At 60.7% G+C, this 13,437-nt stretch carries 18 protein-coding genes; 6 read left to right on the top strand and 12 right to left on the bottom strand.

The window, feature by feature from the left end; translation table 11 throughout:
- Window positions 1–18: 18 nt before the first annotated feature.
- The gene (locus ACZYRS_RS09110) at window positions 19–915 is read right to left on the bottom strand and encodes an AraC family transcriptional regulator (protein ID WP_463418962.1); all 897 of its coding nucleotides are present in this window, start codon (window positions 913–915) and stop codon (window positions 19–21) included.
- Between the two features lie 101 nt (window positions 916–1,016).
- Here ACZYRS_RS09110 and ACZYRS_RS09105 point away from each other — a divergent pair, with 101 nt between their 5' ends.
- Window positions 1,017–1,760 carry an SDR family oxidoreductase gene (locus ACZYRS_RS09105; RefSeq protein WP_463418961.1) on the top strand — a complete coding sequence of 248 codons (744 nt, stop codon included), beginning with the start codon at window positions 1,017–1,019 and terminating at the stop codon, window positions 1,758–1,760.
- Between the two features lie 18 nt (window positions 1,761–1,778).
- On the opposite strand, the gene ACZYRS_RS09100 is transcribed toward ACZYRS_RS09105, so the two are convergent.
- Complete coding sequence (locus ACZYRS_RS09100; RefSeq protein WP_463418960.1) at window positions 1,779–2,684, bottom strand: LysR family transcriptional regulator; 906 nt, start codon at window positions 2,682–2,684, stop codon at window positions 1,779–1,781.
- A gap of 114 nt (window positions 2,685–2,798) precedes the next feature.
- Here ACZYRS_RS09100 and ACZYRS_RS09095 point away from each other — a divergent pair, with 114 nt between their 5' ends.
- The 3 genes from ACZYRS_RS09095 to map all read left to right on the top strand — a co-directional run bounded on the left by ACZYRS_RS09095 (window position 2,799) and on the right by map (window position 4,320).
- Window positions 2,799–3,194, top strand: coding sequence for a RidA family protein (locus tag ACZYRS_RS09095; protein WP_463418959.1), 396 nt, complete (start codon window positions 2,799–2,801; stop codon window positions 3,192–3,194).
- 77 nt (window positions 3,195–3,271) lie between these two features.
- A complete protein-coding gene (locus ACZYRS_RS09090; protein WP_463418958.1) occupies window positions 3,272–3,529 on the top strand; it encodes a ParD-like family protein in 258 nt (85 codons plus the stop codon).
- A complete protein-coding gene (gene map / locus ACZYRS_RS09085) occupies window positions 3,526–4,320 on the top strand; it encodes a type I methionyl aminopeptidase (protein ID WP_463418957.1) in 795 nt (264 codons plus the stop codon). Before ACZYRS_RS09090 ends, map begins: the two co-directional genes overlap by 4 nt.
- A 23-nt stretch (window positions 4,321–4,343) precedes the next feature.
- Here the strand turns inward: map and ACZYRS_RS09080 are convergent, their stop codons facing one another.
- The 3 genes from ACZYRS_RS09080 to ACZYRS_RS09070 all read right to left on the bottom strand — a co-directional run bounded on the left by ACZYRS_RS09080 (window position 4,344) and on the right by ACZYRS_RS09070 (window position 6,690).
- Window positions 4,344–4,991 carry a hypothetical protein gene (locus ACZYRS_RS09080; RefSeq protein ID WP_463418956.1) on the bottom strand — a complete coding sequence of 216 codons (648 nt, stop codon included), beginning with the start codon at window positions 4,989–4,991 and terminating at the stop codon, window positions 4,344–4,346.
- Between the two features lie 57 nt (window positions 4,992–5,048).
- Window positions 5,049–5,465: a nuclear transport factor 2 family protein gene (locus ACZYRS_RS09075; protein WP_463418955.1), complete on the bottom strand. Its 417-nt coding sequence runs from the start codon at window positions 5,463–5,465 to the stop codon at window positions 5,049–5,051.
- 118 nt (window positions 5,466–5,583) lie between these two features.
- The gene (locus tag ACZYRS_RS09070) at window positions 5,584–6,690 is read right to left on the bottom strand and encodes an SMP-30/gluconolactonase/LRE family protein (RefSeq protein WP_463418954.1); all 1,107 of its coding nucleotides are present in this window, start codon (window positions 6,688–6,690) and stop codon (window positions 5,584–5,586) included.
- Between the two features lie 259 nt (window positions 6,691–6,949).
- On the opposite strand from ACZYRS_RS09070, the gene ACZYRS_RS09065 reads away from it, so the two are divergent.
- Window positions 6,950–7,780 carry a class I SAM-dependent methyltransferase gene (locus ACZYRS_RS09065; RefSeq protein WP_463418953.1) on the top strand — a complete coding sequence of 277 codons (831 nt, stop codon included), beginning with the start codon at window positions 6,950–6,952 and terminating at the stop codon, window positions 7,778–7,780.
- A gap of 142 nt (window positions 7,781–7,922) precedes the next feature.
- Window positions 7,923–8,213 (top strand): excalibur calcium-binding domain-containing protein, encoded by a 291-nt coding sequence (locus ACZYRS_RS09060; protein ID WP_463418952.1) that lies wholly within the window; start codon window positions 7,923–7,925, stop codon window positions 8,211–8,213.
- Between the two features lie 19 nt (window positions 8,214–8,232).
- Here ACZYRS_RS09060 and ACZYRS_RS09055 read toward each other — a convergent pair whose 3' ends face one another.
- From ACZYRS_RS09055 to ACZYRS_RS09025, 7 genes are all read right to left on the bottom strand, one after another.
- A complete protein-coding gene (locus ACZYRS_RS09055) occupies window positions 8,233–8,811 on the bottom strand; it encodes a nucleotidyltransferase family protein (RefSeq protein WP_463418951.1) in 579 nt (192 codons plus the stop codon).
- A gap of 215 nt (window positions 8,812–9,026) precedes the next feature.
- Entirely contained in the window at window positions 9,027–9,326 is a 300-nt protein-coding gene (locus ACZYRS_RS09050; RefSeq protein ID WP_463418950.1) for a hypothetical protein, read from the bottom strand.
- Between the two features lie 85 nt (window positions 9,327–9,411).
- Window positions 9,412–10,056: a DUF938 domain-containing protein gene (locus ACZYRS_RS09045; RefSeq protein ID WP_463418949.1), complete on the bottom strand. Its 645-nt coding sequence runs from the start codon at window positions 10,054–10,056 to the stop codon at window positions 9,412–9,414.
- Between the two features lie 69 nt (window positions 10,057–10,125).
- Window positions 10,126–11,100, bottom strand: a complete 975-nt coding sequence (locus ACZYRS_RS09040; RefSeq protein WP_463418948.1) for a hypothetical protein — start codon at window positions 11,098–11,100, stop codon at window positions 10,126–10,128.
- A 121-nt stretch (window positions 11,101–11,221) separates the two neighbouring features.
- Window positions 11,222–11,899: a HEPN domain-containing protein gene (locus ACZYRS_RS09035; RefSeq protein ID WP_463418947.1), complete on the bottom strand. Its 678-nt coding sequence runs from the start codon at window positions 11,897–11,899 to the stop codon at window positions 11,222–11,224.
- A 41-nt stretch (window positions 11,900–11,940) separates the two neighbouring features.
- Window positions 11,941–13,053 carry a GmrSD restriction endonuclease domain-containing protein gene (locus tag ACZYRS_RS09030; RefSeq protein ID WP_463418946.1) on the bottom strand — a complete coding sequence of 371 codons (1,113 nt, stop codon included), beginning with the start codon at window positions 13,051–13,053 and terminating at the stop codon, window positions 11,941–11,943.
- Window positions 13,054–13,166: 113 nt separating this feature from the next.
- Entirely contained in the window at window positions 13,167–13,409 is a 243-nt protein-coding gene (locus ACZYRS_RS09025) for a hypothetical protein (RefSeq protein WP_463418945.1), read from the bottom strand.
- Between the last annotated feature and the right edge of the window lie 28 nt (window positions 13,410–13,437).

The raw sequence follows: 13,437 nt of genomic DNA, 5'->3' as shown, positions 1-13,437 counted from the left end.
CCGGCAATGCAGCGCCGGCTAGTGCTGCCGCGCATACCGCCCCGGCGATTGCCCCACATGCCGGCTGAACGCCGTGCTGAACGTGCTGGCCGAGCCATAGCCCACGCGCTCCGCGACTTCCGCAATGCCGAAGTCGTTGCGGGCGAGCAGGTCTTTGGCAACCGCCATTCGCCAAGCCAGCAGGTACTCCATTGGCGGCAGCCCGACGGCGCGCGAGAAGCGCTCGAAGAACGCCGACCGCGACAGCGCCGCCTTCTTCGCGAGCTCGGCCACCGTCCACGGCTGCGCGGGGTCGCCGTGCAGGTGCCGTAGCGCAATCGACACCCGCGCGTCCGCCAACCCGCGCAGCAGCCCCGGCGGCGCGCCTTCGCCGGGTGTGGAGCGCAGCGCTTCGATCAGCAGCAATTCGACCAGCCGTTCGAGCACCAGGTCGCGCCCCGACTTCGCGTCGAGCGACTCTTCCCTCACGAGTTGCACGAGCACCGACAGCCGCCCCACATCGCGCACATGCAGCAGCGTCGGCAGCAGCGATGCGAGCAATGAGGCGTCCGGCGAATCGAAGGCGAAGTAGCCGCCGAGCATGCGCACGTCCGCCGGGCCTTCGCGACGGCCGTGGCGGATGTCATCGACCGGCGCGGGTGCGAGCTTGGGGTCCACGAAGACCGGTGCCGCGGGCTCGAGCCCCGACATCGTGAACCCGGGCGTGAACGGCATGAGCACGAAGTCGCCGGCCGAGAGCGTGATCGGTCGTTGTCCATCGACTGCAAGAACGCATTCGCCCTCGAGCATCGTGCAGAAGCTCGGCTCGCCGAAGGCCGAGTAACGCACGGCCCACGCACCGGCGCCGCTGATGACCTTCGAGTACACCGCGCGCGGCCGAAGCAGCGAGACAACCTCGGCGAGTGGATCGGTCATGCCGGACTCCTGCAAACAAATGATGGACTGATGATTATAGAAAGTCCTGCCCATCGCCGATATCGTGACGCATCTTCCATTCACTCACCAAGGAAACCCCAATGAAGACCGTCCTGATCACCGGCTGCTCGTCTGGCTATGGCCTCGAAACCGCGCGCCACTTTCATGCGCAGGGCTGGCACGTCGTCGCGACCATGCGCACGCCGCGTGCCGAACTCCTGCCCCGCTCGGAGCGCCTGCGCGTGCTGCCGCTGGACGTGACGAAGCCCGAGAGCATCGCCGCCGCGCTCGAAGCCGCCGGCCCCATCGACGTGCTCGTGAACAACGCGGGCCTGGGCCTCTTCGGCGCGTTCGAGGCGACGCCGATGGCCACCGTGCGCGAGATCTTCGAGACCAACACCTTCGGCATGATGGCGATGACCCAGGCGGTGCTCCCGCAGTTCCGGCTCCGCAGATCGGGGCTGGTCATCAATGTGACCTCGACCGTCACGCTGGCGCCCATGCCGCTCGTGGCGGCGTACACCGCGAGCAAGACCGCGATCGAGGGCTTCACCGAATCGCTCGCATTCGAGCTCGAACCCTTCGGCGTTCGCGTGAAGCTCGTGGAGCCGGGCTATGGGCCGGGCACGCGCTTCACCGCCAACGGCGCCGAGCGCATGCAGGGCTTGATTCCCGAGGCGTATGCGCCCTTGGCGCAGTCGATCTTCGCGACACTGGGGAACCCCAGCGCGGTGACGACCGAAGCGGATGTGGCCGAGGCCGTGTGGCATGCGGCAAACGATGCGAGCGCCAGGCTGCGGTATCCGGCGGGCGCCGATGCGATCGCGCTCTCCGCGAAGGCATGAGCGTCCTAGCGAATGGGCTCAGTCCCCGAGCTCTTCGACCATCAGGTCGATGAAGCGCCTCACACGCGGCTCCAGCAGACGCCGCGTCGGATAGAGCGCAAGAATCTTCACCTCCCCCGCATCGATGCCGGGCAGCACCTGCTGCAGCCGGCCTGCGGCCAGGTCCTCCGCCACCAGGAAGTCCGGAAGCAACGCGATGCCCAGCCCCGCGACGGCCGCGTCGCGCAGGGCTTCTCCGCTGTCCAGCCGCAGGCGGCTGCGGCCCGGGGCCTTGGCCCACGCGCCGCCGCCGTCGCTGCGCAGGCGCCAGCTTTGCTTCTGGTTGCGGCTGCTGAAGAACAGGCAGTCGTGCGCCGCGAGCGCATCGATGTCCTGCGGCTCGCCGCGCCCGGCGATATAGGCGGGCGAAGCGCACAGCACGGCCTTGTACTTGGCGACCACGCGGGAGACGAGCCCCGTGTCGGCGCTGGCCTCCTGCGCGCCGATGCGCACGGCCAGGTCGAAGCCGTCCTCGACGATGTCGGCCACGCGATCGGTGAAGCTCACCTCGGCCTGCAGATCGGGCCAGGCTGCCAGGTATTTCTGCAGCAGCGGCAGCACCACGAGCCGGCCGAAGGCATCGGGCACGGTGAGGCGCAGCACGCCGCGCGGCGTGCCGCTGCGGCCCGCCACGCTCGCCTCGGCTTCGTCGACCGCCGAGAGGATTTGCAGCCCGCGCTCATGGAACACCCGGCCTTCGTCGGTGAGGCTCAACGTGCGCGTCGTGCGGTTCAAGAGGCGAACGCCGAGCCGGTCTTCCAGCCGGCTCACGGCCTTGCCGGCCGCCGAGCGCGTGAGGCCCATGGCCTGCCCGCCGGCGATGAAGCTGCCTTCGTCGACGACGGACAGGAAGACCAGGATTTCATTCAGGTTCGCACGCAGCATGGTTCGTGGTGATCGTCGGTAATCGATGTGGAACGTTCGTCGCGTCTGTGTAGAAACCGCTTCGCCAATGGCGTGACTACAGTCGTTTCATCCACTGACTGCAAGGAAATCTTCATGAAACAACAACCCGCCCTCTACAGCCACGGCGTGCCGTGGGAAGAAGCCTTCGGCGTCGGCCAAGGGTACAGCGTGAACGGCACGATCTACATCTCGGGCCAGTTCTCGCACGACATGCAGGGCGCGTTCGTCGGCGAAGGCGACATCGCCGAGCAGACCCGGCAGACGCTGGACAACCTCGACCGTGTGCTCGCGGGATTCGGCGTGACCAGGACGAATCTCGCGGAGCTGGTGATCTACGTGACGGACCCGCAAGCGCACACCGAGGCGCTGGTGCCGGTGTTCAAGGCCTACATGGGAACGCATCGGCCGGCGGTGACGCTGATCGGTGTGACGGCATTGGCATTTGCGCACCAGCTGATCGAGATCAAGGCAGTGGCGCATACCGATTAAGGGAGCGCGACCCGGCCGGCGCCAGACCATACGCAATGTATATAATGCATATACGTTTCATATAGAGGTCGTCGCCGATGGGTATCGTCAAGATTTCGGACCTGATGCATGAGAACCTGCGCGTGGCGGGCAATGCGCTCAGCAGGTCCATCAATTCGCAGGCAGAGCACTGGATGCGGGTCGGCATGCTGACCGAGATGCATCCGGAGCTCGACTACCGCGAAGTCTGCCAGCTGCTGATTCAGGCCGAGCTCTCGGGCGGCCTGGACATCACCGCGGCCGCCACCGCCCCCGCCGGCAAGCCGCGCTCATCCTCGAACGGAAAACACCAGTGACCGGCGGCAGCGTTCCCATCAAGTCCGCGGAAGAACTCGCGATGTCGCGACGGGCCGCCCAGCTTGCGGCCGAGGTGCTCGCCATGATCGAGCCCCACGTCGTGCCGGGTGTGAGCACCGACGCGCTCGACCGGCTCTGCCACGACCACATCGTCAACGTGCAGGGCGCCATTCCGGCGAACGTGGGCTACCAGGGGTATCCGAAGACCATCCTCACCTCCGTCAACCAGGTGGTGTGCCACGGCATTCCCTCGGCCGACAAGATCCTGAAGAAGGGCGACATCGTCAACATCGATGTCGCCGTCATCAAGGACGGCTGGTTCGGCGACACCAGCCGCATGTTCTTCGTGGGCGAGCCCAGCGTGCTGGCGCGGCGGCTGGTGGAGACGACCTACGAAGCCATGCTGGCCGGCATCCGGCAGGTCAGGCCCGGCGCAACGCTGGGCGATGTGGGCCACGCCATCCAGTCGATCGCGCAACGCGAGCATTTCAGCGTGGTGCGCGAATACTGCGGACACGGCATCGGCCGCATCTATCACGACGAGCCGCAGGTGCTGCACTACGGGCAGCGCGGACAGGGCCTGCGGCTGGCGCCGGGTATGGTCTTCACCATCGAGCCGATGCTCAACGCAGGCAAGCGCGACACCCGGCAAATGCCCGACGGATGGACCGTCGTGACCAAGGACAGGTCCCTGTCCGCCCAGTGGGAACACATGGTGGCCGTCACGCCCGAGGGCTACGAAGTGCTCACGGCCTGGCCAGGCGGCACGGGCAGCTACGCACCGGTCTGACGCACCTGCAGCGCGTGCAGCACCTACAGCGCGAGCCACTCCCAGCGCTTGTACGCCCACTCGTACTTTCCGCACGCATAGGACACCAGCGTCTCCACGGCCGCATCGGCGCTCAGGGGTTCGGCGCTGTGATAGTGCGCCCCCGTCGTGACCAGCTGGTGCTCCAGGTGAAAGCCCTTGGCATCGGCGTACACCTGCATGTACGTTCCGCCGCGCAGTTCGACGACGGCGAAGGCAGACGCCTCGTTGCGCAGCAACGGAACCCAGTGGCGGATGTTGGCTTCGCTCGCCTGCTCCGCCACGCCGAAATCGGGACAGTCCAGCATCGGCGTCTGGTACTCCGCGCCGATGTCGAAAACCAGATGCTCCTCTGCGCTCGATGCACCGTTCCTGAAGATGGCGATGAAGAAACAATCGTTGATCGCCAGCGGCACATGCACCAGCAGCGCGTCGTGCGCCTTGGCGCGGCGGGCGAAGACCTGCGCCAGTTCGGGCGCCGCCCAGTCCTTGAGCCGCAGCGGCTCGCGAAGGCTCTCCGCAAGCGCCACCGCGCTGCGCTTGATGGCATCGCCGGGGTCGTGCGCCTCGGTGCCGCCGTGCAGCAGGTCGAGGTATTCGTGCAGCTGGATGAGCCTCGAAGGAGGCGGCTTCGGTTTGCGAGAAAAGAACATGGGGATGCGGCTCTCTTGAAGCCGCGATTCTCGCAAAGCCGCTGCCCGCAACGCCCTCTACCTCGTCGCCGCCGAGACCGCCGCCGTGTCGTAGTACTCCATGAACTCGACGATCTTGCCGTCGCGAAAGCGCATGACATCCACCTTCGGCGTCTTCACCGCCTTGCCGGTCTGCCGGTGCGCCCATTCGCAGCTGCCGAGCATCACGACGCGGTCGCCCTGGGCGATGAATTCGTTGGCGTCGTAGCTGATCAAGGTCCACTGCGCGCCCATCTGCTCGAAGTAGCGCAGCACTTCCTGCTTGGAGCCGCACTCCTTGGTGAACTCCGCGCCGGCCGCGCCATCGCCCAGCGAGCGCCATCGCACGTCGTCATCGATCATGTCCATCCAGTGCTGCGCGCTCGCGGCCTGGGAACCGTTCCAGAGGTCATAGCCCTTGCGCAGCGCCGCCACGTTGGCTTCCTGTTCGGTCATGCATGTCTCCTTCGGCCAGGGTGCAGAAGAGAAGCGTCGCGCCGCGGCCTGGCCGGTCGCGCGCGAGGATCGCATGATGCGCCTGGCTACCTGCGGGAGCAATCGGGGGATGACCCCGCTAACGCTTCAACCACCCCAACCCCTTCGCATGCAGGCTCTGCACATAGAGCCGCCCGCGCGTCTCGGTCACGGCGGTCGTCTCCGGGTACGCGCCCGTCGCGTCCTGCAGGCTCGCGAGCACCTTGCCGTCTTCGTTGAACGCCACCACGTGGCCGTAGGCCTTGGGCACCGGCCACAGCGCGCGCGGCAGGCGCATCGTCACGCTGCGCAGGAACGGCTTGTCGGCCAGCTTGTCGATGGTCGGATTGCGCGGCTTCACCAGGCCCACCCAGATCTTGCCGTCGAGCCCGCGCATGAGGTTGTCGGGGTAGCCCGGGAGGTTGTCGAGCAGCACCGCGGCCTGCGGGTTCGTGCCCGCGGCGGCATCGAGATCGCGCGCCTCGGCGCTGATCTTCCAGACGCGGTACTTGCCCGTCTCGGCGACGAACAGGCTTTTTTCATCCGCGCTCAATGCGATGCCGTTCGCGAACGCGAGGCCGCGCGCGACCACGCGCGTCGTCCTGGTGGCCGGGTCGTAGGCCAGCACGCGGCCGGTGGCGGACTGCTCCAGGATGTCGAGCACGCTGGCCTCGAAAGTGCCGCCCCACTCGGCCGGCGAGAAGCGCGTGGATGCATCGGTGAAATACATCGTGCCGCTGCCGCGCGCCACCACCACGCCATCGGCATAGCGGATCGGCTGGCCGTCGACCTGGTGGGTGAGCACGGTGATCTGCTTGGTGGGGCTCACCGACAGCAGGCCCTTGAAGGCATCGGCCGCGATGAGATTGCCGCTTGCATCGAAGTCGAAACCGAGCACGCGGCCGCCCGTGTTGACGAAGGCTTCCTGCGCGCTGCCGTCGGGGTTCATGCGAAGGATGTTGCCGCTGAGCACCGTCGTGTAGAGCTTGCCGTCGGGGCCGAGGGCGATGTGCTCAGGGCCCTCTTCACGGCCCAGGTCGATCATGTTGAGGTGCGCGAGCTGGTCGTTCACCGCGAAGGCGCCGGTGTAGCCGGGGTCGGCCGGCGCGGACCAGACGACGGGCTTGACGGGGACGGGCCAGAGGGCGAGGTAGGCGATGGCTGCGAGGAGCAGGAGGCCGAGCAGGGCAAAGGACTTCTTCAGCATGCGATCTCTCGTTGTTTTGCAGGGGCCGATTCTGGCGAATTTCGCTCGAATGGGTTAACGAACATTTTGATCATTTCAACAACCACGGGACCACAGTCGCCTATGTTCCTGCGCGTTTTTTCCTCTCTCTGTTTGGAATTCGACTATGGAGCAGAACCGCACATTCCGGCCTTGGAACTGAAGCCTCGCACCCGAACCGCGGAGGACTCAGAGCTACCCTGCGCATGGATTTTTATGCGATTAACGGGAGCAACAAACCATGAAAAAAGGGATGCAGCTGAGCGCTCGGCAGAGGTTGAAGATCAATCTCCTGAAGGGCGTGCATGCCGTCAACAAGCTGTGCCTTACGGCCAACAACATCGCGCCACCGGACTACCTTTCGACGCCGTATGGCGGAGGCTCCTACTTCGAGACGGGCCTTCATTTCTTCACGCACTTTCTGGACTTGTGCGACCTGAAACGGGACTCTCAGGTTCTGGATGTCGGATGTGGCATCGGCCGCATGGCCATGCCCCTGACGGCCTTCCTGAATGAGCAGGGCCGCTACGAGGGCTTCGACATCATGCCGCTGGGCATCGACTACTGTGCTCGCCACATCACGCCCAGCTTCGCGAACTTCAATTTCCAGGCTGCCGACGTCTTCAATGCTTTCTACAACCCCGAGGGAAAGCAGAGCGTCGAGACCTTCCGCTTTCCGTATGCGGACGCGAGCTTCGACATCGTGTTTTCCACGTCGGTGCTGACCCACCTCGCACCGCCGGCGATCGAGAACTACATTCGTGAAACGGCGCGTGTTCTGAAGCCGGGCGGCAAGTGCCTGCACACCTGCTTCATGCTGAACGTATCGACACTGGAGTCGATCCGCCTGAAGCGCGATGCGCCGGGTTTCAGGTACCAGATGGAGGGCTTCATGACCTCCGATCTCCACAACGTCGAGGACGCCATTGCGGTGCCGGAACAAGTCTTTCGCAGCATCTACCGGGAGACTGGGTTCGATGCGCTCGAGGTGTATCCGGGCTCCTGGTCAGGGGGAGCGGGGCCGCATCTTTCTTTTCAGGACCTGTGTGTGGCTGCAAAGAGAAAAGGCTGAGGCGCGGTTTTCAAACATAGCTGCTTGATCGCGCCGCCGTACCGTAATAGCCCGCCGCACCGGGTCGCGTTTTCAGGTCTGGTTGCTTTCGACCGGCTCAAGTAAGCTCGCGCGCACACGCCCGGAGGCGGAGGAGACGAACATGATGCGACTGCTCGTGATTGCGCTTTTGGCTTTCGGCGCCTGGAAGGGCTATGAGCACTATCAGGCGAAGCGGCTCTCGGCCATGCAGAGCGAGCAGCCGGCGGCGCTCAATTTCTCCAGCAAGCCGGGCGCTGCGCCTTCGACGGCGAGTTTCTCTTGCGACGGGCGCAAGTACTGTTCGCAGATGACCTCTTGCGCGGAGGCCACCTACTTTCTGAAGAACTGCCCCGGGGTGAAGATGGATGGGAACAACGACGGGGTGCCTTGCGAGCAGCAGTGGTGCCGTTGAAAAACGTTACCCGGAACGCTCAGCGCGCAGCAGTCTCATTGTGAGAAAGACCGTCTGCCTGAATCTGTAGCCACGGCCATCGCGCGCGGTACGACGCGGCCTTCTCATTGAAGAGCTCGCGATACGGCATCAGCGGATTCATCGTGAGCACGCCGTCGTAGAGCATCGAGAGGCCGTTCGGCGCGTAGAGCTCGCCCGGCCGAACGCCGACGCACGTTGCTGGAACAAGGAAGCGATCGATACCGTCGCGGGCGCTGCGCAGTGCCTCGTAGGGATGGCCGAAATACGATTCGTACCAGAGGTGAACACGCGCCTGGTTCGATGCCTCGACCGTGATGCCAAGGTCGCCGAGCACTTCATCGACTTGCGCTTGCACGCGACGCTCACCGGCATCGCTCGTGTCGCTGGCGTCGAAGTAGAACAGGTCGTAGTCCTTGATGCCTGCCTCCGGCGCATTGCCGGACCGCAGGTTCCACGCCGTTTGAAAAAGGCATCCGGCGACCAGCCATCCATCGGGGAGAGACAAGGCGCGCCATCGCTCGAGGATTGCGCGGTTGTTGCGGTTCTTGAGGATGTCGGCGATGAAACGTTCTTGCATGGCGTGAAGGAAACGGGGCCGGCATGTGCGGCGGGAATTGGCGGATGGCAACAACGATGCGAGGCCCGTGAGCAGCAGCGTGCTGGATGCGGTGGCGCAGTACAACCCAACTCACGCATCGCAGACAGCGTCGAGCGTTGCGATGCAGCGCTACACGCCAGCCGATCAGTACAACGAAGGCTGGCTTCGGACCACTGAGGCTCGACTGTCGCTCTTCAGTCCGCCGCGTTCATGAAAGCCCCGCTCGCCAGCGATTCGAGAAATTCGCGCTGCTCCGGGGTTGATGACTTTCGCGGCGTGTATCCATGGGCATCCGGTTCTGCAGTGGCAGCGTCCAGCCACGCGCGGGCAACGGCCATGACGGCCCGCTGCTCCTCTGGCGAGTACTCATCGGCCATTTCAAAGCTGATTCGCTCGATCTCGTCGGCTACAAAGTTGTCGTCGCGAAACGTGTCGTCGGCCAGGAACACGAGTGCCCAAAGGTATCGAACAACTTCAGCAGCGAGGCTCTTCATAAGTTTGCTTTTTCTATCGGATGAATTGTTGAGGACGGCGGTCCACAGCGAATGCGCGTGCTGCCAAGGAGAAACCCTGCAGTTTTTACTGCAGCCCGAACACCAGCAGCAGATTGTTCGCCGGCATCGCATGCCGCTCGCGCAACGCGAGGCCTGCGCGGCGCGCCTCGGCCGCCACGTCTTCCAGGCGGCGGATGCCCCATGCGGCATTGCGGGCGCGCAGGTCTTCGTCGAACGCCGTGTTGCTCGGCGCCGTGGGGACGTCGTCTTCGATGTAAGGCCCATAGGTGACGAGCAACCCGCCAGCGCGCAGATGCCGCGCAGCGCCTTGCATCAGGGCGGCGCATGTGGGCCACGGCGCGATGTGCAGCATGTTGGCGCAGTAGATGGCGTCGAACTTTTCTTCTTCCCCTTCTCCTCCTCTTTCTTCAGCGAACGCGGGGCCCTGAGATGGCCATTGAGGCGACATCACGTCCAGGAGGAGCGGTTGGCGGAGATTGGGGAGTGCGGCTTCTGCGACGCGGGCTGCGAGGGCGGGGAGCGTGCGGGGGTCTGCGTCGGTGGGTTGCCAGATCCATTGGGGCATGGAGGCAGCGAACCACGTGGCGTGTTGGCCTGTGCCGGAGGCGATCTCTAAGGCGATGCCTTGGCCGCGAATGATGCCGGCTAACGCGTCACGGATGGACCGCTTGTTGCGGTCAGCGGCTGGACTGTGAAGAAGTTCGGACATTTCGATAGGAACGGGAGGTGCCTGGGAATTACTGCCCATAGCCCGAAAATAAAAGCTAATCCTTAGTCTTTAAATTCCGCGGACTGCAGCGAGAAGCCGTAAGAAATTTAAATCCTTATCGTTGCTCTTCCACCGATTTATGAAGCGACAAACCACTTGCAGGTTATTTGGCTCGTAGTGCCCATCGCTGTCAATTCGATCTAACGAGGCCAGCATCTCGGCGTCCTCAAATACCGAGTCGTACTGCAGCGGCAGGCCACTTAAAGCACATAGCCCATCTTGATCCCGAATCAGCCCTTCGACAAATCGGCGGAACTCTTCCTCGTCGCTGAACATATTTTCCTTGTTCTTTTGGATGCGCTCCACGATCTGACCATTAGCCGCTGCAACAGTCATCATCGCCGTAGACACCATGCGAAACGCAGCCATCTGAATTGGATTAAAGATAACGACAGGCGCCTTCTTTGCACTTCCAAGTTTATCTACCCAAGATTTTCTTTCATGCCAGGGCGCAAGCTCTCCCCCATTAATCAATGTTTGAACATAATTCGCGTTGTCCAGCGAAAATTGAATTAGCGTACTCTCGGTGAAAAGAAAATTTTTAGCCTTAGGATGAATTGCATCCCAGCTCAGGCGTTTTCCTTTTTTATCACGGTTTGACCATTCTTCTGCTGGCTTGTGGATAACATAAACCATTTGTCCAGTATACGAAGGCAGATAAGCTTCTTGCAACTCCGTTTCTACTGGATCGGGTTTTGTAATGGTCCACCATATGTCGTCTTTTTCTCGATGGATCCACATGTCTCCGTTGGTCTCTGCGATTTCCAATCCGACGTTGAACCAACGAGAAGCGACTGCTTGGGTAGGAGCACGCCCCCGAACAGTCTTTGCAGTCGCCATACACAATTCAACATAGCCCTTTTTATCACCACTCTGAAAAAATGGACGAAGATGAACATCTTCAATAGTGGCAACGGTACTACGGTCCAAACACTGCGGCCAGAGATAATTGCCTCTGCCAAAATTTGCGATGATGACCTTCATTTTCTCTTCATTGAAATTCTGAAGCCGCGACAATATCTAGAGAGACATAGTGCTACAGATTGGTAACTCCACTAAGCAACGAACAGCATAGCAAGGATATCTAACGAGCAAATCTTGCACGCTAGGCCATTGCGCCGTTCCAAGCAGCTCTTGACATAACATTCGGGCAAAAATGAGTCGAAACACCTCGATCTAACGCGGCGACAAAGCTCCTCATTTGCTTAAGTCGGTCCCTAAAATCCTCTAAACCGAATCCAGGCGGCACCCGTCCCTCATGCGCTATTCCGGTGCGCAAATCGTTCAACGACGTAAGAATCAGCTCGCTATTCATTTTCCCCGTGGAACTAACAAGCGCCCAAATCTGCCGTATTCCAAGCCTTCTGAAAAGTTGTGGAAGATTTTTGGGTGAAGGATACTTTTTCTTTTCAAGGAAAGCCGATGCCTCGATCACAGCCGGCATTGGGCCACCGCTGCCCCACAGAGCAATCTTGCGCGCTGCCTGAGCGACCTTATCAAGGATGGCTCCTTCATCATCGCTAATACCGAATTTTCGATATTCGGCACCGAGGTTCTCGCTTCGATGCAAGAGATAGCCCACCATAAGATCTGGCCATTTATCAAATTTCGGGCTCAGCGTACTTAAAGTATTAAGCGAATCTTCAACGAAACCTTTGATATAAACCTCAAGCTGAGCAAAAGCAAAGACATAGTACGCCGCTAACAAGCGTGAGCCACCACCTCCACCGCTCTTCATAGTGTATTTATACAGCGGCATGAGTTCTAGAATCGCTTGATCCAATTGCGTCTCGAACTCTAGACGCGCGCGGCTGCGTCTATACGTCATATGCTCTTAAGCAGACCACTAACCTTGCGAATGCGACCTTGCAAAGCAGCCTTGTCGCTGGTCGCCAGCGTTACACTTCTTCCAAAATCGGGGTTTCTTTGCAACTCCTCATACGCTTTACGAACTTCATCTTTATCAGCGTCAAGCGTAGCGAAACGACTGGCAGTGAGCTTTGCGCAGGCAACCATTTGCGCGTCAAATACTGCCGCATTAAAGCGAGAATGGCCATCGTCTCTTGAAAAAGTAAAAGCGTGCGGCCCGAACAACCGGACTGCACGCTTGTGTGCAAGCTTGATGCCACCAGTTAATCTGTCAATTTTATCATCGTCCGAGTTTCGATTAGTCTCGGCATATGTTGAGATAAAAGTAGCTAGCGGCTTTTCATACTCACCAATGCCCTCACTGAGGGCCCAGTAGCGTATGACCAACTCTTCGGCCTTCATTCGCTTATCTTTTCGTGTCCCAAAATGATTCTCGAGATTCAATTCCTTAGCAACCTTTGACGCAGCCTTCAGAAGAGAGCCGTAATACAGTCCATGCCGCAATTCCTGACGAGTCAACGCGACCGCACCGGAGTTCAGGCGCTCAAACACATCAAACTTCACTTGAGGGTGAGTTTCTTTGAGAATGACAGTGCACCGAAGAACTCGATTGCTAATATGCCGCTGAAATCGCTTGTCTAGTTCTGAGTATTTAAGTCCGCTCAATTCCGGATAACTCGTCAATCCAGACAACGGGAATACATCTTCAAGAAAGCGCTTCAGGCTATTTAGTCGTTGATTTCCGTCGATCACTGAGAAAGTCTCGTCGCGCTCCTGATTCATATAGATAACAGGTATCGGGCATTGAATGATGAGCGACTCCACTAATCTCGAAGCCTGCCGATCGCTCCAGACATAGCGACGTTGAAACTCGGGAATAATCACTTCATTCTTTTCCATCATCGCAATGAGCGTCGACACAGAGAAATCATATTGCTCTGTGCGGAGAATGCGGCGCTCTGGCGATATAGAAAGTATTGCCTCCTCGAGTTCTTCTATGGGCTCTTGTGGAAACAAAGCGTCGGCTAGCGACTCCTGATCTGCGGTGAGAATTTTCTTCGTGGCCATGCCGCCCTTAGTTGACAGTTCTGAATTCGTACGGGTGGTTACAGTAGCGCACAAAAGGAAGTGCGCCAAGCACCGTGCAAACAAAAGCATCGGCGCTTGGTCTTCGGGAGAAACTACTTGCTAGGAGCACTCTCCTGATTCAACATCACCGCCTCCTCCACCAAATCAGAAGCAAGCCAAAGCAGGTTGTCTCTGTGTTTCTCTCCCACATCTTCGAACCATCCATCGTTGCCGTAGAGGCACCAGAGGAAGGTTCTCAGTTGCTCCAGCTTGTTTTCGAGCAGGTCCTTCGCGCTCGGTGGGTTTTCGTTGGAAGAGTTCGTCCGGGGACCCCGGGACATAATTCGATCAGCCATGTGTTGTGCTTTCAGTAAAAAGTAGTGC

The sequence above is a fragment of the Variovorax sp. AC194 genome, assembly GCF_979257995.1.
The sequence above is the reverse complement of the archived record's forward strand: the minus strand, read 5'-3'. Positions and strand labels throughout refer to the sequence as shown.